The 23,158-nt window shown below is 41.7% G+C and carries 26 protein-coding genes; 17 read left to right on the top strand and 9 right to left on the bottom strand.

Features of this window, described 5'->3' with window-relative positions; all coding sequences use genetic code 11:
* Nucleotides 1–11: 11 nt before the first annotated feature.
* The 3 genes from ACMVDV_RS22835 to ACMVDV_RS22825 all read right to left on the bottom strand — a co-directional run bounded on the left by ACMVDV_RS22835 (nucleotide 12) and on the right by ACMVDV_RS22825 (nucleotide 1,987).
* Nucleotides 12–719 carry an LrgB family protein gene (locus tag ACMVDV_RS22835; protein ID WP_304180595.1) on the bottom strand — a complete coding sequence of 236 codons (708 nt, stop codon included), beginning with the start codon at nucleotides 717–719 and terminating at the stop codon, nucleotides 12–14.
* Complete coding sequence (locus ACMVDV_RS22830) at nucleotides 712–1,065, bottom strand: CidA/LrgA family protein (protein WP_304180650.1); 354 nt, start codon at nucleotides 1,063–1,065, stop codon at nucleotides 712–714. The genes ACMVDV_RS22835 and ACMVDV_RS22830 overlap by 8 nt, the downstream gene beginning before the upstream one ends.
* Before the next feature lie 130 nt (nucleotides 1,066–1,195).
* Nucleotides 1,196–1,987, bottom strand: a complete 792-nt coding sequence (locus tag ACMVDV_RS22825) for a crotonase/enoyl-CoA hydratase family protein (protein ID WP_304180593.1) — start codon at nucleotides 1,985–1,987, stop codon at nucleotides 1,196–1,198.
* Nucleotides 1,988–2,250: 263 nt separating this feature from the next.
* On the opposite strand from ACMVDV_RS22825, the gene ACMVDV_RS22820 reads away from it, so the two are divergent.
* The 5 genes from ACMVDV_RS22820 (at nucleotide 2,251) to ACMVDV_RS22800 (ending at nucleotide 8,349) form a co-directional block, all read left to right on the top strand.
* Complete coding sequence (locus ACMVDV_RS22820) at nucleotides 2,251–3,456, top strand: efflux RND transporter periplasmic adaptor subunit (protein WP_304180592.1); 1,206 nt, start codon at nucleotides 2,251–2,253, stop codon at nucleotides 3,454–3,456.
* A gap of 11 nt (nucleotides 3,457–3,467) precedes the next feature.
* Nucleotides 3,468–6,584 (top strand): efflux RND transporter permease subunit, encoded by a 3,117-nt coding sequence (locus ACMVDV_RS22815; protein ID WP_416159797.1) that lies wholly within the window; start codon nucleotides 3,468–3,470, stop codon nucleotides 6,582–6,584.
* Between the two features lie 108 nt (nucleotides 6,585–6,692).
* Entirely contained in the window at nucleotides 6,693–7,013 is a 321-nt protein-coding gene (locus ACMVDV_RS22810) for an HI1450 family dsDNA-mimic protein (protein WP_392344022.1), read from the top strand.
* Nucleotides 7,014–7,074: 61 nt separating this feature from the next.
* Nucleotides 7,075–7,890 (top strand): DUF481 domain-containing protein, encoded by an 816-nt coding sequence (locus tag ACMVDV_RS22805; protein WP_416159796.1) that lies wholly within the window; start codon nucleotides 7,075–7,077, stop codon nucleotides 7,888–7,890.
* A 9-nt stretch (nucleotides 7,891–7,899) separates the two neighbouring features.
* The gene (locus ACMVDV_RS22800; protein WP_416159795.1) at nucleotides 7,900–8,349 is read left to right on the top strand and encodes a hypothetical protein; all 450 of its coding nucleotides are present in this window, start codon (nucleotides 7,900–7,902) and stop codon (nucleotides 8,347–8,349) included.
* A gap of 61 nt (nucleotides 8,350–8,410) precedes the next feature.
* Here ACMVDV_RS22800 and ACMVDV_RS22795 read toward each other — a convergent pair whose 3' ends face one another.
* Nucleotides 8,411–8,896 (bottom strand): FKBP-type peptidyl-prolyl cis-trans isomerase, encoded by a 486-nt coding sequence (locus ACMVDV_RS22795; RefSeq protein ID WP_304180584.1) that lies wholly within the window; start codon nucleotides 8,894–8,896, stop codon nucleotides 8,411–8,413.
* Nucleotides 8,897–8,908: 12 nt separating this feature from the next.
* Complete coding sequence (ygfZ, locus tag ACMVDV_RS22790) at nucleotides 8,909–9,820, bottom strand: tRNA-modifying protein YgfZ (protein ID WP_304180582.1); 912 nt, start codon at nucleotides 9,818–9,820, stop codon at nucleotides 8,909–8,911.
* 130 nt (nucleotides 9,821–9,950) lie between these two features.
* Between ygfZ and ACMVDV_RS22785 the strand changes: the two genes are divergently transcribed.
* Both ACMVDV_RS22785 and ACMVDV_RS22780 read left to right on the top strand, forming a co-directional pair.
* Nucleotides 9,951–10,202, top strand: a complete 252-nt coding sequence (locus ACMVDV_RS22785; RefSeq protein ID WP_304180580.1) for a succinate dehydrogenase assembly factor 2 — start codon at nucleotides 9,951–9,953, stop codon at nucleotides 10,200–10,202.
* Nucleotides 10,195–10,614, top strand: a complete 420-nt coding sequence (locus ACMVDV_RS22780) for a hypothetical protein (RefSeq protein ID WP_416159794.1) — start codon at nucleotides 10,195–10,197, stop codon at nucleotides 10,612–10,614. Before ACMVDV_RS22785 ends, ACMVDV_RS22780 begins: the two co-directional genes overlap by 8 nt.
* Here ACMVDV_RS22780 and nadB read toward each other — a convergent pair.
* Nucleotides 10,574–12,199: an L-aspartate oxidase gene (gene nadB, locus ACMVDV_RS22775; protein WP_304180577.1), complete on the bottom strand. Its 1,626-nt coding sequence runs from the start codon at nucleotides 12,197–12,199 to the stop codon at nucleotides 10,574–10,576. The genes ACMVDV_RS22780 and nadB overlap by 41 nt on opposite strands.
* A gap of 259 nt (nucleotides 12,200–12,458) precedes the next feature.
* Here nadB and rpoE point away from each other — a divergent pair, with 259 nt between their 5' ends.
* From rpoE to pdxJ, 10 genes are all read left to right on the top strand, one after another.
* Nucleotides 12,459–13,040, top strand: coding sequence for an RNA polymerase sigma factor RpoE (rpoE, locus tag ACMVDV_RS22770; protein WP_064666393.1), 582 nt, complete (start codon nucleotides 12,459–12,461; stop codon nucleotides 13,038–13,040).
* A gap of 1 nt (nucleotide 13,041) precedes the next feature.
* Nucleotides 13,042–13,653, top strand: coding sequence for a sigma-E factor negative regulatory protein (locus ACMVDV_RS22765; protein ID WP_335679850.1), 612 nt, complete (start codon nucleotides 13,042–13,044; stop codon nucleotides 13,651–13,653).
* 4 nt (nucleotides 13,654–13,657) lie between these two features.
* Nucleotides 13,658–14,614, top strand: a complete 957-nt coding sequence (locus ACMVDV_RS22760) for a MucB/RseB C-terminal domain-containing protein (protein ID WP_335679849.1) — start codon at nucleotides 13,658–13,660, stop codon at nucleotides 14,612–14,614.
* A gap of 12 nt (nucleotides 14,615–14,626) precedes the next feature.
* Nucleotides 14,627–15,076 (top strand): SoxR reducing system RseC family protein, encoded by a 450-nt coding sequence (locus ACMVDV_RS22755; protein WP_304180571.1) that lies wholly within the window; start codon nucleotides 14,627–14,629, stop codon nucleotides 15,074–15,076.
* Between the two features lie 69 nt (nucleotides 15,077–15,145).
* Complete coding sequence (gene lepA, locus ACMVDV_RS22750) at nucleotides 15,146–16,933, top strand: translation elongation factor 4 (protein ID WP_416159793.1); 1,788 nt, start codon at nucleotides 15,146–15,148, stop codon at nucleotides 16,931–16,933.
* A gap of 39 nt (nucleotides 16,934–16,972) precedes the next feature.
* Nucleotides 16,973–17,908, top strand: a complete 936-nt coding sequence (gene lepB / locus ACMVDV_RS22745; protein ID WP_304180567.1) for a signal peptidase I — start codon at nucleotides 16,973–16,975, stop codon at nucleotides 17,906–17,908.
* A 2-nt stretch (nucleotides 17,909–17,910) separates the two neighbouring features.
* The gene (rnc, locus tag ACMVDV_RS22740; RefSeq protein ID WP_304180565.1) at nucleotides 17,911–18,588 is read left to right on the top strand and encodes a ribonuclease III; all 678 of its coding nucleotides are present in this window, start codon (nucleotides 17,911–17,913) and stop codon (nucleotides 18,586–18,588) included.
* Entirely contained in the window at nucleotides 18,578–19,510 is a 933-nt protein-coding gene (gene era / locus ACMVDV_RS22735) for a GTPase Era (RefSeq protein ID WP_416159792.1), read from the top strand. The genes rnc and era overlap by 11 nt, the downstream gene beginning before the upstream one ends.
* Nucleotides 19,511–19,527: 17 nt before the next feature.
* Nucleotides 19,528–20,217: a DNA repair protein RecO gene (gene recO / locus ACMVDV_RS22730; protein WP_416159791.1), complete on the top strand. Its 690-nt coding sequence runs from the start codon at nucleotides 19,528–19,530 to the stop codon at nucleotides 20,215–20,217.
* Between the two features lie 58 nt (nucleotides 20,218–20,275).
* The gene (gene pdxJ, locus ACMVDV_RS22725; protein WP_416159790.1) at nucleotides 20,276–21,007 is read left to right on the top strand and encodes a pyridoxine 5'-phosphate synthase; all 732 of its coding nucleotides are present in this window, start codon (nucleotides 20,276–20,278) and stop codon (nucleotides 21,005–21,007) included.
* 57 nt (nucleotides 21,008–21,064) lie between these two features.
* Here the strand turns inward: pdxJ and ACMVDV_RS22720 are convergent, their stop codons facing one another.
* From ACMVDV_RS22720 to ACMVDV_RS22710, 3 genes are all read right to left on the bottom strand, one after another.
* A complete protein-coding gene (locus ACMVDV_RS22720) occupies nucleotides 21,065–22,396 on the bottom strand; it encodes an IS4 family transposase (RefSeq protein ID WP_416159789.1) in 1,332 nt (443 codons plus the stop codon).
* Between the two features lie 110 nt (nucleotides 22,397–22,506).
* Nucleotides 22,507–22,698: a hypothetical protein gene (locus ACMVDV_RS22715; protein ID WP_304182407.1), complete on the bottom strand. Its 192-nt coding sequence runs from the start codon at nucleotides 22,696–22,698 to the stop codon at nucleotides 22,507–22,509.
* Nucleotides 22,699–22,755: 57 nt separating this feature from the next.
* The gene (locus tag ACMVDV_RS22710; protein ID WP_304182406.1) at nucleotides 22,756–22,929 is read right to left on the bottom strand and encodes a DUF1328 family protein; all 174 of its coding nucleotides are present in this window, start codon (nucleotides 22,927–22,929) and stop codon (nucleotides 22,756–22,758) included.
* Nucleotides 22,930–23,158 lie beyond the last annotated feature (229 nt).

Genomic DNA, 23,158 nt, shown 5'->3' with positions numbered 1-23,158 from the left:
ATGACTGCGTATCATAGCAGAGCTTGACTTAAAAATGGATAAAGTAACGGCACGATTAACGCTGTTAGTAAGGCGCTGAGCGCCATAGCAACAGAAGCAAACGCACCAATTTTTGGATGCTCTGTTAAGGCTGCGGCGGTGCCTATTGCATGAAATGCGCAACCCACGGCTACGCCTTGTGCTTGATGATTATAAATGCCTACGAGTTTTAAAATTAGTAGGGCAAATAATGCGCCGAGCAAACCGATGAAAATTACCATTGCTGCCGCTAAAGAAGGTATGCCATCGAGTGCTCCCGTAACTAATAAAGTAATCGGGGTGGTCACTGATAAAGCCGCCACAGAAGCGGCTAATTGAGCCGGCACATCAAATGCCGCACTGAGTAAAGTTGCAACTACAGTGGCATTGATTATTCCCAAACTACAGCTGCCTACGATGAGTAGTAGGTTTTTTCGTATATGTATAAACTGTTGATATAGTGGTAATGCAAGCGCAACAATGGCAGGTTCGAGTAAACTGCTTAATAGTTGACTATGGCTGGCAAATTGTGAGTAGGGCAGTGAAAAGCTCACCAATAATAAGGCCAGTAAAGCAATAGTCATCAAAACAGGGTTAGTTAGCGTTTTTACTATAGGGTAGTTAATAGCCATATTGAGTTTTCTTAGCACTAAAAACACTGCAATTGTAACTATGCCACTCAGCCACCATAAATTATCCACGCTCAGCACGCCCTTTAAATAGGCAGATCATAAAAGCGATCAGTAACATGCTACTTAGCGGCACTAAAATAACGGTGGCGGTTAAAAACTGCCATTGCTGGGTAATGATCGCAAGGTGTTCAATAAAACCCACTCCAGCAGGAATGAAAAATAATGGCATAAAGTTCAGCAGTGGTTTAGCGCAAGGTGTTAAATGATGTTCTTTTACTAATCCTGTTAAAAGCAGGGTGAGTAAAATCAGCATACCTAATAGCGGGGCGGGAAAACTGCCTTGCAGCCAATACATAATTGTTTTTGCTACAGCCAAACAACCTAAAATCAAACAGCTGCTGAGCAAATAAGGCAATATTTTTTTTAGCACAGGGGTTAGGGGATCCATTGATTATTTACTCACTACGGGTCGCACCACACTTCAGCATGTTTTGTCGTTTAAAACTATGCGACTTATTGCTAAACATGCACATTCAGCGAACTTGTTACCAGCGTTTACTATTTTGATACTCAATGTTATCAGCGCCTTTGGCTTTAGCAATAGCCTTTTTGGTATTGCTATTAATAAGCAGACGAATTTGGCTAATGGTTTCTTTGGCTAAAATTTGCCTTTTAGAAGAGGTAAAACTTTGTTGTGTAACGCGCTTGATTGCCGCTAATGTATCGGGTGAACGAGCTAATAAGGTATTGATCATCGCTAAACAACGCTGTTTTGGATCATCATGTACTTCAGTTATTAACCCCAATTGCAACGCTTTATCCGCACTAATGGGCTCGGCATGACTGGCAAGCCACATTGCATCATCACGTTTAATTAAGCTAGGCAGTATCACGTTCGCGCCCATATCAGGACATAGTCCCCAGCGCGCTTCCATAATGGCTAATTTAGCATCAGGATGAACAATACGATAATCAGCGCCAAGAGCTATTTGTAGCCCGCCACCAAAGCAATTACCTTGAATAATCGCAAATACCGGCACACTTAAAGATTGCCAGCCAAGCACAACGTGCTGCGCTAAATTGCAGTTTCCTGGCAGCCATTTAAACAGCAGCTTGACAATATTAATAGGGCTTTTCATAACCGCGGTAACATCCAGCCCTGCACAAAAATGTTCTCCGTCACCTTGAATAATGACGGCACGGATACTGGCATCGTTGTTAATTTGCTTAATAATTGTTGTTAGCTGTTTGAACATGACAAAGTTTAACGCGTTCTGTTTATCTTGTCGGGATAATGTCACGTAGGCAATAGATTGTTGTTTTTCAAAGTTTATCATGTCAACTCCTCGGACCTGTTTAGGATTAGCTTACGAGTTAATTGAATTGATGTAAAGCATGGCTTTTTAGTTGAAAAATAAGCTGTATTGGCGATGGTTATTGTTAATTTGACATACAAATGATTACAAAGTGGTCTATATTTTTAGCTGAACTAATTGTTATCTCATCGTTCAATATAGCCACTAAGCGCAACGTTGCGTTTAAGCACAATTTGAAAATAACCATAAAGGTAGGATCCGCAAACTACCAAGGAGAAAAAATCATGCTAACACGGTTCACGCCTAGCATTTTAGGAACTTACATGTCACTGGCGATTAAAGGCGTTGTAGGGACAACATTAATTGTATCTTTAGTTGGTTGCTCAGATGACAACGCGACAAAACAAGTGGCTCCTGCTCCGGCGGTTTCTGTGTTTAATGTGGTGACTCAGGAAGTGGGGGATTATCGAGAGTTTGTTGCTCGTACACAAGCTCATCAAGAAGTGAAAATTCGTGCTCGTGTTGAGGGGGAATTAATTGAACGTCATTTTGACGAAGGTTCATTTGTTGAAAAAGGACAGTTATTACTAAAGATTGACCCAAGTGAATATCAATCGTCTGTCGCTGAAATTGAGGCGGACTTAAAAAGTAAACTTGCTGGTCAAGACGGCGCATCTCGCGATTTAAAACGCGGTAAAGAAGTCGCCGCGCAAGGGTTTATCTCGCAATCTGATTTAGATAAATTAATGACTAAGTATGAGCAAGCTACTGCGGCTGTTATCTCTGCAAGGGCAAGCCTTGAAAAAGCAAAATTAAATCTAAGTTACACCGAGATTAAAGCGCCGTTTGCAGGGCGTATTGGTAAGGTGAGTTATGACGTAGGTAATATTGTTAGTCCTTCATCAAATGAATTGGCGGAATTGACCGATGTGGATCCAATTTATGTCAACTTCCAAGTCGAAGAAGGCGATTACATTAGCTACCGTCAAAAACATCAAGACAGTACTAATAACCCGCAAAACGTACCAATAGATTTATCCCTGCGTTTGCCAAATAACTCGGACTTGGGGGTAAAAGGGCTGTTAGATTTTGCCGATACGAAAATTGATCGCAGCACCGGTACTGTTGAGCTAAGAGCGACATTTGCCAATCCACAAAATATTATCATGCCAGGCTTGTTTGTTACTTTGATTGTTGAAAGTAAAGATAAGCAACTGCAAGCACTTATTCCTCAAGCTGCTGTACAAGAAAATCAACAAGGTAAATTTGTACTCGTGGTGGGTGAAGATAACAAAGTTGCAACGCGGATTGTGCAACTAGGACGACGTATTAATGCGATGTGGGTCGTTAAATCAGGCTTAGAAGAAGGTGAGCAAGTCATCGTTGAAGGTTTGCAAAAAGTCCGTCAAGGGGCTGAAGTCAAACCTGTAGAAAAAGTAGTTGATCACACCACCGGAACTATTTCTAACAAAACTAATGCTGCTAGCTAACAGGAGCGCACATGATCAGTAAAACGTTTATCGCGCGGCCAAAGTTTGCCTTAGTTATTTCGATAGTGATTACGCTAGCGGGTTTGATTTCAATGGCATTACTACCGGTGAATATGTACCCAGAAATTACTCCCCCACAAGTACAAATTACTGCCACTTATCCAGGTGCTAGCGCACAAATTGTAGAAGAATCGGTGATCCGACCCATTGAAGAGCAAGTCAATGGTGTTGAAAATATGATGTATATCGAATCCAGCTCGACTAATAACGGCACTGCGAATATCACTGTGTACTTTAAAGTTGGTACTGACACTGATATTGCACAAGTGAATGTACAAAATCGAGTGGCACTTGCAGAGCCCGGGTTACCTAGTGAGGTAACACGCCAAGGTGTTTCGGTTAAGAAAAAGTCCAGTTCAATGTTACTCGGTATTAACTTGTACTCGAATCAAGAAAATATCGATGCAATATTTTTAAGTAACTACGCAACTAATTATTTAACCGAGCCGCTAGGGCGAATTCCTGGCGTGGCGTCTGCTGAAGTGATGGGGGAAAAAACCTATTCTATGCGTTTATGGTTACGCCCCGATAAAATGGCAGCTTTAGGGCTGACAGTAGGTGAAGTGCGAGGCGCATTACAAGAGCAAAATACCATAGTGGCAGCGGGTAAACTAGGTGCGGCACCGAGCTTACCAGGTCAGCAATTTGAGTATTCAATTCAAGCTAAAGGGCGCTTAAAAACCCCAGACGAGTTTGGCCAGACCATTATTCGCGCGAATAAAGATGGTAACTTCGTACGTTTAAATGATATTGCGCGGATTGAACTTGGCTCTGTGGATTACAGCATCAATGCAAAGTTAAATCAGCAAGATACAGCATTTATCGTTATTTACCAATTAACCGATGCTAATGCAACACAAGTAGCAAATGATGTGAAGGCAACCATGGCAGAGCTTGCTAAACAGCTACCAGATGGAGTGGAGTTCTCAATTCCTTATGACACCACTGAGTTTATCGAACGCTCTATTGAAGAAGTAATTGTTACGTTATTTCAAGCGGTAGGTTTAGTTGTGCTAGTGGTATTTTTGTTCTTACAAAATTGGCGTGCGACACTTATCCCAACGATCGCAATTCCCGTCTCTTTAATTGGTACTTTTGCTTTTATGATGGCAATGGGTTATTCAATTAACTTAATTACTTTATTTGGTTTAGTGCTCGCGATTGGTATTGTAGTTGATGATGCGATTATCGTGATTGAAAACGTTGAGCGGATCCTCAAAGAAGAACAGCTACCAATTAAAGAAGCGGTCACTAAAGCAATGGATCAAGTGACAGGGCCTATTATTGCGACCACATTGGTGTTGCTAGCGGTATTTGTACCGGTAGGCTTTATGCCAGGTATTACTGGTGAGCTGTATAAGCAGTTCTCGGTAACCATTTCGTTCGCGGTGCTTATTTCGTCGGTCAATGCATTAACATTAAGCCCCGCTTTATGTGCGTTATTGTTAACTGAAAAGTCAATGAAACCAATTAAGTGGTTGGCACCAATTGAAAATGGTATTACTAAATCGACGTCTGTTTACAGTAAAATAATTCACTTTATTTTAAAGCGCTCAGCGCGGATGGCCATTGTTGCGTTAGTGATTTTTGTCGCTGCCGGTTGGCTGGCGAAGAGTGTGCCAACGGGTTTTGTGCCGGCAGAAGATCAAGGCTTTGTATTTGTAGATGTGCAATTACCTGATGCTGCGGCCTCTGGACGTACTTCAGATGTCATGCATAAAATAGGTGAAATTGTAAAACAAGAGCCAGCGGCAACTGATTTTATTGCGGTGTCTGGGTTCTCTTTATTAGGTGGTGCGGGATCAAATAACGCGCTTGGCATTGTTATTTTAAAGGATTGGGAAGAGCGCACCACAACAGAGCTCGGCTTGAAGTCGGTGATCGGCCGTTTGATGGGGCAATTATGGGCGATGCCAGATGCACAGGTTATGGTGTTCAATCCACCGCCTATTCCGGGGTTAGGTGCGAGTGCGGGATTTGAGTTCCGTTTGCAAGACAGTGAGGGACGCGATCCGACTGAGCTGGCGCAAGTACTTAATGGTTTAGTTTATGAAGCGAATCAACACCCAAGTTTAAGTAGTGTATACAGTACTTTTAGAGCGAATGTTCCACAGTACTTTTTAGAGATAGATCGCAATAAAGCGAAAGCTCAAGGGGTTGCCTTAAGTGATATATTCTTAACGCTGCAAGCTCAGTTAGGTTCACTGTATATTAATGATTTCAATCAATTTAGCCGTACTTATAAAGTCATAATGCAAGCCGAAAGCGAGTTCCGTAAAAACCCCGCTGACTTACAGCATTATTTTGTTCGTAATGACGAAGGTGATATGGTGCCACTTACTACGCTTGCTAAACTTGAGCCAATTCTTGGTCCAACAACCTTGAATCACTTTAATTTGTACCGCAGTGCAAGCATTAGTGGTCAAGCCGCCGCTGGTTTTTCAAGTGGCGATGCAATCGCAGCAATGCAAGAGCTTGCCGAACAACTACCGAGTGGCTATATATTTGAATGGGCAGGGCAATCTAAACAAGAGATTGAAGCCGGCAATATGGCACCTGTGCTGTTCGCATTGGCGGTCATCTTTGTGTATTTATTCTTGGTGGCACAATATGAGAGTTGGACCATTCCGTTCTCCGTTATAGCGGCAATCCCGTTGGCAATGTTTGGTGCTATGTTAGCGCTCTACGTGCTGGGAATGGAAAATAATATTTATGCGCAGGTCGGTTTAGTACTGTTAATAGGTATGTCGACCAAAACCGCTATTTTGATTGTTGAATTTGCGATGGAAGAGCGCCTTGCTGGTAAGAGTATATTCGATGCCGCATTAAGTGCAGCGAAAATGCGCTTTCGTGCGGTATTAATGACGGCACTATCATTTGTACTTGGTGTATTACCATTAGTATTTGCTACTGGTGCTGGGGCTGGAAGCCGCGTATCACTGGGCGTAACTGTACTTGCTGGGATGTTAGCAGCGACGATATTTGGCACTTTGCTGGTGCCGCTGTTTTATAGTTTGGTGCAATCAATGCGTGAAAAAGTAAAGGGCACAGCAACGACACAAGAGTAAAATAAGCGTTGTGTAAAAAAAAGTCAGGGAAACCTGACTTTTTTTTGTCAAAAATTTGCTGAGGTTTGATACTATATCTCGCATTAGCATCATGAAAGGTTTATGGCGATGACAGGACCCCGTTTATACAGCGAAGAAGAAGTAACACATCAAGCTTACGATATCTTTTTAGAGTTAGCCCCAGATAACCTGAGTGAGCAAGATGTTGAAGACTTTAATCAACACCGTGAAGAACTTGGTTTCATTGAAGAAGGTGAACCGGATGAGCAATGGCAGGACTTTGTTGCACTGGAAATAGAACCTGAATTATTTATCCAGGTTTTAGTGGGTCTTGAATTTGATAATCAAGATATTTTATTTGCTAAGATTTTGATTAGCCGTGATAAAGACGCGCCGTTTTGTCATATTTTGTGGAAAGATAGCGAATAATATAGATGTCGTACTTGTGTGAAAGTCGCCTTGTTTTAAACTTCAGTAAAGTGAGCGTACAGTGATTAGAATATTACTGCTATTGAGCTGTCTGCTGAGTTTTAAAGTCTGGGCTGTTGACCCTTTTGAAGATTTTCATGAGTATGGGCAACTCTCGGATGAAGAGATCCATAAAATCCATCAAGGTGAACTATTATACGGCGACACTGAGTTTGGTTTTATTGTCAGCCGCGGTAATACTAATTCGACCAGTTTGAAGTTCAAAGGTAATTTATATCAAGATCTCGAGAAGTGGCGCAATCAATTCAAAATCGATAGCTTATATAAACGTGACCGAAATGAGAGTACGGGTAATGATGAGGTTTCGGCAAACCGTATTTTTCTCTCAGCGCAGGGGAATTATAAGGTTGGGGTAAAAAATGCATCATTCTTTATGTATGGCGATTACGAAGAAGATGAGTTCAGTGGTCTTGATTTCAAAAGTACATTAGCGGCAGGTTACGGTAATCGTTTATATCAAGGAGTAAAGAACCAAGTTGATTTTGATCTAGGGCCTGGTTTATACCGCTCGGTGGCAGAAAGTGACGCTGAACTTGAAGACGATGAAGATAAAACCAAAACCGGTTATTTGTTACGGTTAGCACTGCAATGGGAGCGTACGGTATCGACACGTACTCGTTTTAATCAAGATTTAAGTATTGAGCAATCTTTATCAGGGCTAAACTCTCGTTTAAAGTCAGAGACCTCATTGATAAGCCAAGTAATGGGCGCTGTATCATTAAAGTTTGCTTATTTATATCGTTATAATTCTAAGCCGGAAGACGATAAGTTAAAGTTTGATTCAGAGCTAAGTGCGACATTAGTTTATAGTTTTTAAGAGAGTGTTATGTATCAACATAAGCAATTTGCATTGTTCATTTTTGTTATTTTAAGCTGGATTGCCAGCTTTGTCGGTTTAGCTTGGTATTTAATTGGTGCAGATATACCGTTAATGGTATTTGCAGCGATTTTAGTGCTGGTGGGTTTTTTATTCCATGGTTTAACCATTAAAGTTGATGACAGCCAGATCAGCTGGGGTTTTGGTCCTGGTGTGTTTGGTGATAAGTTACAGTTAGCGGATATTATTGCAGCTAAAGCGGTAGAAAATTCTTTTCGTCATGGCATTGGCCTGCGTATTACCCATGATGGTTGGGTGTACACAGTGTCAGGATTTAGCGCGGTACAGTTAACTTTAAAAGATGGTAGCCAATATCGCTTAGGGACTAATGATCAAGATGGGTTACTAGCAGCGTTGGCGGGTAAAATTAGTCAGCCCGAGGTGATTGAAGCGGTATAATTTGGGCAATAAAAAAAGCGCAGTCGCGCTTTTTTTATGTTTAGCTGGTGTAGCCATTGCTTTAGTGGTCGTGACCACAGCCGCCAGCGCCATGGACATGACCGTGGGCTAACTCGTCTGCTGTTGCATCACGCACTTCAAGTATTTCGACATCAAAGTTTAAGGTGATGCCTGCGAGTGGGTTATTACCATCAACAATTACTTCATCTTCTTGAATATCGATGATCATAACTGATTGGTCACCGTCATCGGTTGAAGCACGAAATTGCATGCCGACTTCAATTTCCATCCCTTCAAACATTGACTTTGGTACTGCTTGCATAAGTTCATCATGGCGTTCGCCATAACCTTGCTCAGGTGGCACTGTCACACTTAACGTGTCGCCAGCTTCTTTGCCTTGGAGAGCATCTTCTAGGCCTTGAATTAAGTAACCGGTACCAACGATAAAAATGAGTGGCTCACCATCAAATGAGTTATCGATAGAGTTTTTGTCATTATCCATTACTGAATAATGCATTTTTACCACTTTATTTGTTGCAATGATCATAGTCACTCCTATTTATTCGTCTTCGAGAGAGTAGGGTAGAGGAAGGATTGATAGCTCTACCGTTGGGGCATGTTTTGCACGCAGTAACTGACTAGGTTCACTGTCGTTTGGCAACACAACAAGGCCAAATAAGGTTTTACTTTGTTGATTGTAGGCTTGGCTGATTAATTTTCCAGCACGGCGCCAGTTTTCACCCATTTGGGTTTCAATCTCTGGCTCTGCGAGCTCGCCATCGCTGTGCCCTGATACGATATACATGGCGCGTTTGTTTTTACCAAGGAACTTCATGCGAGCAACGGTTTCTTGGCCTGTGTAACAGCCTTTTCGAAAGCTTATTCCGCCAATTGCTTGCAGGTTAACCATTTGTGGCACGTATTCGCCCAGTGCCGCTTCATCGAGCTCAGGCTCACCGGCTAAAATACTATGTTGGTGCCACAGCGCATCGTTTTCAAGGGCAATAACATCATCTGGCAGTGAAAAATCAGTATTAACCATCAATAAGACACGGTTATCGGCTAATTTAAGTGCTTTACCATGACTAAAATTACATGCGCTATCTTGTTCATTAAAGTGAATGTTTAATGCCGTTAATGTTGACCTTAAATCATCGCCAATTAGGCCAATTAGTTTGCTGGTATCGGCTTGTATTTCAACTTTTGAAAACACCGCATACTTTTTTAATTCAGTTAAGGATTGTGCAACTTCAACGGCTGATGCGGCTAAATAGTAACTATCTTGATAAGCAAATAGCTTGGCAACACTCCATAGTTTCCCTTTGGCATTGCAGTGTCCTGTCCACAAAAAATTTGTTTGACTGAGCTTATTAATATCTTGGGTAATTTGGCCATGAAGGTAGGCGAGTTTATCAACACCGCTTATGCGGATCAGCTGATGTGATAAAGGGCATGCGTGTACTGTTGACATAAAAACCTGCGTGACAAGAAATGTAGGCGCATATGATAGCGTAGTTAGCGCTGCTGGTATAGGTGCATAAATAGCTGTTTATTCAGGTGCAATTTGTTAAACTGCAAGGCAACTAAGTTTGAGGTGAAAAATGACTGAAATTCACAATAAAGCGCGTATTCGCTGGGCTTGTCGTCGTGGCATGTTAGAACTAGATGTGTTATTTATGCCATTTGTAGATGAGGCCTTTGATTCGTTATCTGCGCAGCAGCAAGCAGTACTACAACGTTTGTTAGAAGCCGATGATCCTGATCTGTTTGCATGGTTTATGGGCCATCAAGAATGTAAAGATCCACAGCTGAAGCAAATGGTACAGCTGATTTTAGACCGAGTTCGTGTATAGGTTTATCATTGAAAGTAACATTGCGGACCACAAGCCCTTTGTGGTCTACTTTAGCTTGTTTGCAGTGTGTTACAGCCTATTTTTAACGACTATTTTTGCGCAAATCATTTGTGTGATTAGCTGTGCAATTTGTGGCTTGTTAAGTTGGCAATGGTACAAAAAGTCCCATCCTCAGCAAGGCGTGTTTATATTAGCGCCTCCGCAATGTCGTTTTGAAAATAATACGCTAAAAATAAATGGTCATATTAGTCACAAAAGCCGCGTTTATCAGCGCAGTGTTTGGCTCTATATTGAGGGCTTGGCAAGCTCCCACTGGCTGATAATTAACGCCAGTGGGGTTGATGAACTAAGCTTTATTAGATTGAAACGTGCTACTTTGGCTGCTCGTCATGAGCGTGGGGAGTCAAAATAGTTGGCGTTGGATTATCATTTAACTGTGGGTAATCAATGGTGTAATGTAAGCCTCGGCTCTCTTTACGTTCCATCGCACTGCGAATGATAAGTTCAGCGACTTGGACTAAATTTCGTAATTCAAGTAAATTATTACTAACCCGAAAGTTAGCATAATAGTCACGAATTTCTTGCTGCAGTAATTCAACTCGGTGTAATGCACGCTCTAACCGTTTAGTGGAACGGACAATGCCAACATAATCCCACATAAATAATCGTAACTCATGCCAGTTATGGGTGATCACCACCTCTTCATCTGAGTTAGTCACGCGGCTTTCATCCCACACTGGTAACTCTTTTAAGGCTGGGCTGTGTTGTATTTTAGCTAAAATATCTTTTGCTGCAGCATGCGCAAATACGATGCATTCAAGCAGCGAATTACTAGCCATACGGTTTGCGCCATGCAGGCCTGTATAAGCAACTTCACCAATCGCATATAAGTTATCTAAATCGGTTTTACCATTAAAGTCAGTCATCACACCGCCACACGTATAGTGCGCAGCAGGGACCACCGGAATGGGATCTTTTGTGATATCAAGACCGACACTTAAGCATTTTGCATAAATGGTAGGAAAGTGCTCAATGATAAAATCTTTATCTTTATGACTAATATCTAAATACACACAATTTGCACCTAAGCGCTTCATTTCAAAGTCGATAGCGCGTGCAACAATATCTCGCGGGGCAAGTTCTTCACGCTCGTCAAAGTCTTTCATAAAGCGTGTGCCATCTGGGCGTTTTAAATATGCACCTTCACCACGCATTGCCTCCGTGATTAAGAAGTTTTGTAGCTCTGGGTGATATAAGCTGGTTGGATGAAATTGATTAAATTCCATATTTGCCACGCGACATCCCGCACGCCAGGCCATAGCTATGCCGTCACCACTGGATACATCTGGGTTTGAAGTATATAAATAGACTTTACTAGCACCACCGGTGGCCAAGGCAAAAAACTTAGCTGAAATAGTTTCAACTCGTTTAGCACAGCGGTTCCACATATAGATACCATGAATGTGTTTGCCTGTTTGCGCTAACTTTTTATCCCCGATTAAATCAATGGCATTATATTGCTCTAGTAAAGTGATATTGGCATGAGCTTGCACTTGGCTTATCAAGGTTGTTTGTACCGCTCGCCCTGTAGCATCAGCTGCGTGTAAAATACGACGATGACTATGACCACCTTCACGGGTCAAATGAAAGCGCTCTTTACCTTTACTATCAAACTCCATATCAAAAGGCACGCCTTGCTCGATTAGCCATTGTAGGCAATCTGGGGCATTACTTGCAGTATAATGAACGGCATTTCGATCGCATAAACCACCGCCAGCATCTAAGGTGTCTTGCACATGTGATTCAATGCTGTCATTCTTTTTATCGAACACGGCGGCAATGCCGCCTTGCGCATACAGGGTGGAACCTTCCGTTAATTCACCTTTACTGATCACGGTAACGTTGCAGTGATTAGCTAAAGAAAGTGCTAATGAGAGGCCGGCAGCGCCGCTACCAATTATAGCGACATCCGCGATGTGGTGTTTATTTTGGTTCATGTCCGTGGTCTTTGCGGTTACAATGCCCGATACTCGTTTATAAATAGTAATGAGCAAATAATATTATGATAGGCGTATATGTATCATATTTGGCGCGACACTATTAGTGATTTTAATCGTTTGCGCGCTAATTTATGGTCTATTTTATAAAAAAATAATATTAAACCGAACTTTTCATTCATACAGTAGTCAGAGTATTTGTAAACAATGGCAGGATATGAATGACAAGCAATAATCAGACAGAGGAGTACCGGCTCGAATGAGCGAGCAGGATTTGGATTTAGCGCTAGTAAAAAGGGTCCAGCAAGGCGATAAAAATGCCTTCAATCTTTTAGTAAAGAAGTATCAGAATAAAATAGCCGGTTTGATTTCACGTTATGTTTCAAATCAAGGCGATATTGCTGATGTTGCACAAGAAGCTTTTATTAAAGCGTACCGCGCACTTCCAAACTTTAGAGGGGACAGTGCCTTTTATACTTGGTTATACCGTATCGCCGTTAATTGTGCTAAAAATTACTTAGTGGCTCAGGGCCGCAAACCGCCAGCAAATGATATAGATGCTGACGACGCCGAGTTTTATGATGGCGCGGATGCAATGCGTTCAAATGCATCACCTGAGAACCTGTTATTAAGCGAAGAAGTTCGCGCAGTGATTTTTAACACCATTGATAGTTTGCCTGAAGATCTTAAAACTGCGATCACCCTACGAGAAATCGAGGGGATGAGCTATGAAGAAATAGCCGTGGTGATGGATTGCCCAGTCGGGACGGTACGTTCGCGTATTTTCCGTGCCCGTGAAGCAATTGATAACAAATTAAACCCATTAATAGGCGAGTCTTAATATGACAAAAGCACACGTTAACAAGTTGGATAATCAGCATCTATCCGCATTACTTGACGGCGAACAATCATTAACTGATGAAGTTATTGCGCAACACGATGCAGCAACTTTAGGACGTTATGCGCTAATCGGTGATGTAATGCGTGCTGAGTCTGAAGATGCCTTCGTCTTTGATATTAGTGATAGTGTGGCAAAAGCGCTCGAAAGTGAGCCTGTCTACGCTGATTTTACTCAAAAAGAGTCTCAGTCTGCAGCCATCGCGGCAACAAGCAGCGACAACGTCGTAGCATTTAATTGGCGTAAACCTGTGGCACAACTTGCTATTGCAGCGAGTGTTGCGATGTTTGCAATCGTTGGTATTCAGACCTTACCACAAGGTGAGAATTCTCCAAATAATGAAATTCCAATGTTACAAACAACACCTGTTACTGGTATGGCTTCACCGGTGAGTTACTCATCAGAACCGGCTTTACAAAATGCAGAGCAAGGTTTGCGTGAATTGCAGCAACAGCGTATTGGCGCATTAGTTTTAGAGCACCAACGTCAAGCACGTGTTGCATATTCATTAGAAAAAGCTCACACTGAGGCGCAAGCCGAAGAGGAAAAAAACTAATTAAATGAAAGTAATTACTTTTATTTTGTCGTTGGTATTAATGGCTCCTGCCTTTGCTAACGACGAAAACCCTGCAAAACAGCTATTGTTGAAAATGGCTGACGCCGTACATAACCGTAACTTTGACGCATCATTTGTGGTCGTCAAAGGAAAATCAATGGAACCATACCGTTGGTTACATGCCAAACAAGGTAATACCGAACTTGAACATTTGAGTTTACTCAATGGTGCAGGCCTTGAAATGGTTCGTATCGATAGCCAGGTCACCTATTTTGAACCCCAGTCTGAGCCTTATTCAATTGATACTGATTCTATCGCGGGTCCAATCCCTGAAGTATTGTTTAAAGATATTGAAAGGTTAAGCCAGCATTATGATTTTGTCTTAGGTGGCAAAGGCCGTATTGCTGGACGTGCTGCGCAACTTGTTCGTATCGAATCAAAAGACGAATATAAATTTAATTACTGGCTATGGCTAGATGCAGAATCATCACTCTTACTTAAGTCTGCATACGTTAACCAAGCCGGTGAGATGCTAGAACAGTTACAACTAACTCATATTAGTGTTACCGAAGAGCCTGCGGCAATATTACTTGAAATGCTGAACCGTGAGTTTCCAACGCCATTACCTGCGACGGCAATTTCTCAAAGTGAAACAAATACAAGTAGTAATAACTGGCAAATAGGGTGGTTACCTGGTGGTTTTAGCTTACTTAAATCAGACCGACATAAATTGGATTTGAATAATGAGCTCACTGATTATTATCTCTATTCAGACGGCTTTGTAGAAGTTTCTATTTTTGTACAACGTCCATTGCCAGGTCGCAGACCAAGTGGTGCCTTGTCATCTGGCGCAACGACAGTGTATGTGCATAATAGTGGTAGCTTTGATGTGTCGGTAGTGGGGAATATCCCTGCCACGACAGCTAAAGCGATTGCTGAATCGGTTGCAAGACCTTTGTAATATAAGCTGATAATGATAGAACAAACTCTTACAGTGGTGTCGCTTGATGGCGCCACTGCGCATTTAGAAGCCCAACAAAAACAAGCTTGTGCAGGTTGTAATGGTCGTTGTGGCTCGCAAGTTTTTAGCAAGCTATTCGGCACGGCTAAAAAAACCTTTCCCTATCGATTTGAAGTCCCTGTGGTTGTAGGGCAAAAAGTGACCTTAGCGTTAGATGACAGTCATATGGTTAAGCATGCTTTTGCTGTGTATATGTTGCCTCTGGTGCTAAGTTTAGTCTTTGCGTTAACGGCCGCAGAGGTTTTGTCCGCGCCTGAGTGGTTGCAAATTATTGCCGCTATAGGCGGTGGTTTTACTGGCTTTGCTATTGCTAAGAGCCGAGTGAAAAGCCTAAGACATGATATAAAAGTAATAAAAATTCACCCAATTAGCCTTCCTTTAACTCAAATAGATGGTGATTGAAGCCAATTAAATGTAAAATTGCGGCTTTATACACTCAGTCCATTAAAATAGAAGTTTAGAATCCAGTTTATGAAGCATATCCGTAATTTTTCGATCATCGCCCATATTGACCACGGTAAATCGACCCTTTCAGATCGTTTGATCCAAGTTTGTGGTGGTTTAACCGACCGCGAAATGCAAAAGCAAGTATTGGATTCAATGGATATTGAGCGTGAACGTGGTATTACCATTAAAGCGCAAAGTGTAACCTTAAATTATAAAGCTAATGATGGCGAAACTTACCAACTTAACTTTATCGACACCCCTGGACACGTTGACTTTACTTATGAAGTATCGCGTTCATTGGCTGCCTGCGAAGGTGCATTATTGGTTGTTGATGCAGGTCAAGGTGTAGAAGCACAAACGCTAGCGAACTGTTACACCGCGATAGAAATGAATTTAGAAGTCATTCCGGTACTGAATAAAATCGATTTACCACAAGCTGATCCGCTTCGCGTAGCTGAAGAGATTGAAGATATCATTGGTATTGATGCCTTAGATGCGGTGCAATGCAGTGCTAAAACTGGCGTGGGTATTGCTGAAGTACTTGAAATGATCGTTAAGGACGTGCCACCACCTGTGGGTGACAAAGACCAACCGCTACAAGCACTGATTATCGACTCGTGGTTTGACCCGTATCAGGGCGTTGTATCACTTGTGCGTATTAAGCACGGTGAATTACGTACCGGCGACAAAATAAAAATTATGTCGAATGAGCATATCCACACCGCAGATCAGGTGGGTGTTTTTACCCCGAAACAAACCAATACCGGTATTTTAAGAACCGGTGAAGTAGGTTTTGTAATTGCGGGCATTAAAGAAATTCATGGTGCACCAGTAGGTGATACGATCACCCACCAGAAAAATCCGGCACCGGAGCGTTTACCTGGCTTTCAAAAAATTAAACCGCAGGTTTATGCTGGTATGTTCCCAATTGCCTCTGATGAGTATGAATCGTTCCGTGATGCGCTGAATAAATTAAGCTTAAACGATGCGTCGTTATTCTTTGAACCAGAGAATTCAACCGCGCTTGGTTTTGGTTTCCGTTGTGGCTTCTTAGGTATGCTGCACATGGAGATTATTCAAGAACGTTTAGAGCGTGAATACGACATCGACTTAATTACCACTGCTCCAACGGTAATTTACGAAGTTGTAACCAAAGAAGGCACTACACAAATTGATAATCCATCTGATTTACCTGCCGTAAACGATATTTTAGAAATTCGTGAGCCAATGGTCGAAGCCAATATTCTTGTGCCGCAAGAGTATTTAGGCAGTGTTATTACTTTGTGTATCGAAAAACGTGGTATGCAAACGAAAATGAGTTATCACGGCAAGCAAGTCGCTGTTACTTACGAACTACCGATGGCTGAAGTGGTGATGGACTTCTTTGATAAGTTAAAATCAACCAGTCGTGGCTTTGCCTCGCTTGATTATAACTTTAAGTATTTTCAAACATCTGACATGGTTCGCGTCGATATTTTAATTAATGGTGAACGTGTTGATGCACTTGCTATTATTGTCCACAGAGACAGTGCGCAATCACGTGGTCGTCAATTAGCCGATGCATTGAAGGAATTAATTCCTCGTCAAATGTTCGATATTGCGATTCAAGCGGCAATTGGCCAACATGTTATTGCCCGTACCACGGTAAAGCAATTACGTAAAAACGTAATCGCCAAGTGTTATGGTGGTGATGTGAGTCGTAAGAAAAAGCTTCTTCAAAAGCAAAAAGATGGTAAAAAACGAATGAAACAACTCGGAAACGTTGAAGTGCCTCAAGAAGCATTTTTAGCAATTCTTAAAGTTGGTAAATAAATTTCGTAATCCAATTACGTAAGATAAAGGATGTAATGCATGGCAGGTTATTTTTCAATATTTTTAGTGTTGCTAACACTTGGCTCAGGCTTAATTTGGTTAATTGACCATTTTATGTTTGCACCAAAAAGGCAGCAACGCTTGGCTCTGGCGCAGAGTTCTGCAGGCGGCGAGCTAGATGAAGAAACTGCTGCATTGATCGCACCTGAGCCGACTATCACGGAAACCGCGAAATCTATTTTCCCGATGATAGCGGCGATTACGATTTTTAGATCGTTTTTATTTGAACCGTTTCAAATACCGTCAGGTTCAATGATGCCAACACTCTTAGTTGGTGACTTTATCTTAGTACAAAAATATTCGTATGGCGTAAAAGATCCCGTTTGGCGCTCACAATTAATCGATGTGGCTGAGCCTGAACGTGGTGATATTGTGGTATTTAAATACCCTTTAGATGAGCGAGTAGATTACATTAAGCGTGCTATCGGTTTGCCGGGTGATAAAATTGTTTACCGTGACAAGCGTTTATATATTCAGCCAAATTGTGCAGAGGGAGAAGCACAACAAGGTGATTTACTGTGTAATGAATTTAATAAAATTGATATGGAGATCATAAATCGTGATGAATTTAAACAAGGCTCTATGGATTTAGTGCGTTTAAATGAAAATTTAACTACGCTAAAACATGATATTTTAATAAACCCAGAAGCGCTGGAAATGAAAGGGCGTTACTATCAACAACCGGGTACACGTTCTGATGAATGGGTAGTGCCGGCTGATCATTATTTTATGATGGGTGACAACCGCGATAACAGCCAAGATAGTCGCGTATGGGGCTTTGTGCCAAAAGAAAACTTGGTGGGTAAAGCTGTCTTTATATGGATGAGTTTTGAATTTGAGAATGGCCCAGACGACATTTTACCAGGCTGGGTTCCAACTGGTGTTCGTTTTGAACGCCTAGGTAATATTCAGTAACAATGAAAAAAAATGTAACAGAGTTATATAGCAAAATAGGCTACACCTTTATTGATCAAGGATTGCTTGAGCAAGCGATGACTCATCGCAGCCATAAAGGTCAACATAATGAACGCTTAGAGTTTTTAGGCGATTCAATTTTAAGTTTCGTGATAGCGAATGCTTTATATAGTAAGTTCCCTAAAGCGCGCGAAGGTGATTTGAGTCGTATGCGCTCTACACTTGTGCGTGGGCAAACCTTAGCGGAGTTTGGTTTAGAGTTTGGTTTAGGTGATTACTTGCGCTTAGGGCCAGGTGAGCTTAAAAGCGGTGGTTTTAGACGCGAATCAACCTTAGCCGATGCTGTTGAAGCAATCATAGGTGCCGTATTTTTAGACGCTGGTATTGATGTGTGTGGTGATTTAATTTTAGCTTGGTATGAAATGCGTTTAGACGCCATTTCACCGGGGTTAAACCAAAAAGATCCTAAAACACTATTGCAAGAGTACTTACAAGCCCGCAAATTACCTTTGCCAGGCTATACTGTAGTAGATACCAAAGGTCAGGCGCACAATCAAACGTTCACGGTAGAATGTATTGTTGAAGGTATGGATAGCATTATCTCAGTGGGCAGCTCTCGTCGTAAAGCTGAACAAAAAGCTGCTGAAAAAGCATTAAAGATACTTAAAAATGAATCTTGATACATTGATCCAACCTCACAACGGTGATGTTGATACCTTTTGCGGCATGGTCGCTATTGTTGGCCGCCCAAATGTAGGTAAATCTACCTTGCTTAATGAAATTATTGAGCAGAAAGTAAGTATTACTTCGCGTAAGCCACAAACTACACGCCACCGTATTATGGGTATTCATACGGTCGATAAACACCAAGCTGTGTATGTTGATACACCGGGTTTGCATGTTGAAGAAAAACGCGCTATTAACCGTTTAATGAACCGTGCAGCGTCAAGTTCATTAGGTGATGTTGAGCTGGTTATTTTTGTTGTTGAAGGCACTCACTGGAATGCTGACGATGAAATGGTACTTAATAAAGTAAAGCAAAATGGTAAGCCCGTTTTATTAGTGATCAATAAAATTGATCAAGTAAAAGACCGCGATCTGGTACTGCCACATATGAAGTGGTTGGGCGAAAAGTTTGACTTTGTGGGCATTATGCCAGTCTCGGCGACACAAGGTAAAAATATCGATCTTATCAAAAATGAAGTGACAAAACGCTTACCACCGTGTGAGTTTTACTTCCCTGAAGATTATGTTACTGATCGTTCAATGCGCTTTATGGCGGCTGAAGTCATTCGTGAAAAGCTGATGCGCTTTATGGGTGAAGAATTACCGTATTCTGTCACTGTTGAAATTGAGCAGTTTAAATGGCAAGACAATGGTATTTGGCATATCAATGGCCTGATTTTAGTTGAGCGTGAAACGCAAAAACGCATGGTGATTGGTAATAAAGGCGAAAAGCTTAAAGTGATAGGCCGAGAAGCCCGTAAAGATCTCGAAGAAATGCTTGATAACAAAGTATTTTTAGAACTTTGGGTGAAGGTTAAGTCAGGTTGGGCTGACGACGAGCGTGCACTACGCAGCTTAGGCTATGGTGAAGATTAATAGCCTAAGCAAAATTTATGGATAGCGACTTCTACACAGCATACTTATTACACCGACGTCCTTTTAGTGACTCACAAGTAATGCTTGATATGCTAGTAGAGGGCGTTGGCCAGTTACGCATGCTGGCCCGCATTAGTGGCCGCCAAGCAACCAAGCATAAAGCCCAGTTACAACCCTTCCAAACGCTACTGGTTAATTACACCGGTAAGCACGACCTTAAATATATTCAGCGCTTTGAACTGCATGGTACACAATCGCCTTTAGTGGGAGATCAGCTTTATTGTGGCTTTTATCTCAATGAGCTGACCAATCGTATTGTGCCAATTAATGAACCTATTGATCATGTTTATCAACTGTATAAAACTCACCTGCAACAACTTAACCAGCACCCCAATTTACAAGCTGTATTGCGCTCTTATGAATTTCAATTATTAGAATTGCTAGGCTATGGCGTTGATTTTAGTTTCGATGCGGCGGGAGAGCCAATTGCCCAAGAGCAAACCTATAGCTATTTTGCTGAGTACGGTTTTGTTGCGCAGGAGCAAATCGGCAGTGGTTTTTCTGGTGCACAGTTAAATGCGATTGCAGCTCATGACTTTAGCGCGCCGGATGTGTTATATATGGCAAAACAATTAAGTCGTCATTTAATGAAGCCTTTGCTAGGTAAAAAACCATTAAAAAGTCGCGAGCTTTTTATATCCAAATAGTTTGGATATTCACCCTAACTTTAGCGCGGTTTCAAACCGTTATTTTATAGGTAAAAAAATGAAAGATATTCTTTTGGGTATAAATGTTGACCATATTGCCACGTTACGCCAAGCTCGTGGTACCAGCTACCCAGATCCGGCGCATGCAGCAAGTGTTGCAGAACATGCGGGTGCCGATGGCATCACCATTCATTTACGCGAAGATCGTCGTCATATTCAAGATCGCGATGTATATGTGATGGCGAAAACAATCCAAACACGGATGAACCTTGAAATAGCCGTTACCGAAGAAATGTTAGCTATCGCATTAGAAGTAAAGCCTGCGTATGTGTGTTTAGTGCCTGAGAAACGTGAAGAACTAACCACAGAAGGTGGCTTAGATGTAGTCGGTAACTTCGATAAAATTAAAGCCGCAACGGCGACGCTTACAGAAGCTGGCATTAAGGTATCGTTATTCATCGATGCAGATAAAGCGCAACTAGATGCGGCAAAAGCATGTAATGCCCCTTATGTTGAAATACATACTGGTGCATATGCAGATGCAGAAACTGATACAGAGCTGGAAAAACAACTTGAGCATATTCGCCAAGGTGTAAAGTATGCAGCTAGCCTAGGCTTGATAGTAAATGCAGGACACGGTCTGCATTATCACAATGTAAAACCGATTGCGGCGATGGAAGAGATTTATGAGCTAAATATTGGCCATGCAATTATAGCGCGAGCTGCGATTGATGGTTTAGATAAAGCAGTACGTGACATGAAGCGATTAATGTTAGAAGCAAGAGCATAAGCTTCTTCCAATAAAAAATAGGCATAAAAAACGACTCATTTGAGTAATGCCACTCGCTTAAGAGCGAGTGGCATTCTTATTTCTAGAACGTGAAGCATATTTCGCCGCTTTTCTTAACACGACTCTGGGGTAAGGTTTCCTTTTCCTCTTTTCTGGTAGAATTAACTGTTTACCATTATCTCGAAGCGTTTTCAGCGCTTTAGGTATTGCACCCGGGGAGCCGCTATCCGACCAAATAAATTCATCCTGTATCAGATAGAGCGCATTGACGAAGCTAATACGTAACGGTTCCACTTTATGTTGCTTTGCCATTTCTGCCATTTCTAGACGAATAATGTTGTATGACGTCAGTATTCCCCAAAGCTCTTGGTATATTCCATCACTCTTCAAGCTTCTCAACAACGGTTTGTTCATCAGTTGATATTGTTTGAGTTCACCATAACCACGTTCGATTTCCCAGCGCTGCCAGTAAACATCGACTAGCTCTTTTAACGCGTATTTCTCAGGGCACAAGCAAGACGTGATAAATCCTTTTATCTCACCTTTTGGTGACGGGATCAGCACAAGCCTCGCCTTCCAAGTTTTTCCTAAATGGGGGTATTGCTCTTGTGCTTGAGGTGAAGTGGGCATTTCAATGAGATGGTCATAATCGCTGTATGATTCCAGAATGTCATATCTAAATTTTGACTTAATTGGCGTGAGCCAATGGGTATTTTCACCGCTGCCTTGCCAGCTTGAGAAGAGTTCAGCGGACATAAAACCTCTGTCAAACAGGGTTAAAGAGTTTTCTGGTGCTGAACCGACAAGTTGTTGTGCATAAGAGATTTCACTTTCTGTCACCGGTCCGAAAGCAGCATCAGAAACTAAATGAGTTCTCGTGGACATCAATGTGACAGCAAGCACTGAAGGAAATGACGCTGATTTTTGAGCATACCCAAAGGTGCGATTACTTTCAGTATCATGGGTTTTGAAGTAAGTACCGTCAACGCTCATCAGTTTCAATCCACAGCATTGCTCAAATTCACTTTGTTTATCCCATTGAGCCGCGGTTAGTTTGAATAGATAACGCATGGGTTCAAAGCCCAGTTTTTCTTTGCCCTTGATAATACTACTTGTAGCTAAAGGAGGGAGTTCGCCCTTGGAATCAGGGAACGCGAGTTCCAGTCGATCACAGACAGTTTGAATTGAACGGTCTCTTAACAGACCAATCCCTAACACTAACCATACAGCTTGCTCTGCTGGAAACCGACGTTTACGGACAGAAGCTCTGCCAGTTTGTCTGACGGCTTCTTCCACCCACTCTAGAGGAATATGTTTAGCAAAAGCATTAAGGTGATGTTCTTGGCAAAACTCAGCGGTGATCTGTAATTCTTTAGAAAATTCGGTCATAAAAAATCGGCCTCAACAATGTTGAGACCGATTATGAAGCCTGCTCAGGATCGGTCAATTACTTAAAACGATCGGCATTACTCATTTGAGTCGTTTTTTAGATGTTTAGCTTAACAGTTAGTTTCTTCGGCGTTTACGCCTTCTTTCACTTCTTCACAGGTGTCTTCGATTTTATTACCCACATCTGTAGCGGCTTCGTCGATGCTCTCACCTGCTTTTTCTGCTGGGCCTGGTTCACAACCCATGATAAAAAAACTAGCGAAAAGGGCGATAACGGCTGTTTTTAATGTTGTCGATTTCATAATGTAATTCCTTGTAAAATATAATGTTCTGTTAATTATGTTAGACCTTGATATTGATCACTTCGGGACGTTGCCACGCAATGCGCCTGAAATAAGTGAAATAACTAACAATATTATAAAGATAAAAAAGATAATCTTAGCAATTCCTGCTGCGGCACCAGCGATACCACCAAAACCTAACACTGCTGCAATAAGTGCAATAACTAAAAATGTAATTGTCCAGCGTAACATTGTTGTCTCCTTGGTTTGTTAAGTTGTTCGAAGTAAATAATGCCAATTGCGTGCCAATAAAATAAATTCTTTACTATCAGTGGGTTAATGTTTTTTCTCTGATGTGTTTCTGAAAGGGCTGGGAATAATTTACAGCTTTACCTGTAAGTTATTCCCAGCTGTATAAATCAGCTTTAAAGTAATTTTTTTGGTAAGACCAATTGATCTAATCTAGTTCGTTGCTGCTGGT

Source organism: Pseudoalteromonas sp. ASV78 (assembly GCF_047806705.1).
In the GTDB taxonomy this organism is placed as follows: Bacteria; Pseudomonadota; Gammaproteobacteria; order Enterobacterales; family Alteromonadaceae; genus Pseudoalteromonas; species Pseudoalteromonas prydzensis_A.
The sequence above is the reverse complement of the archived record's forward strand: the minus strand, read 5'-3'. Positions and strand labels throughout refer to the sequence as shown.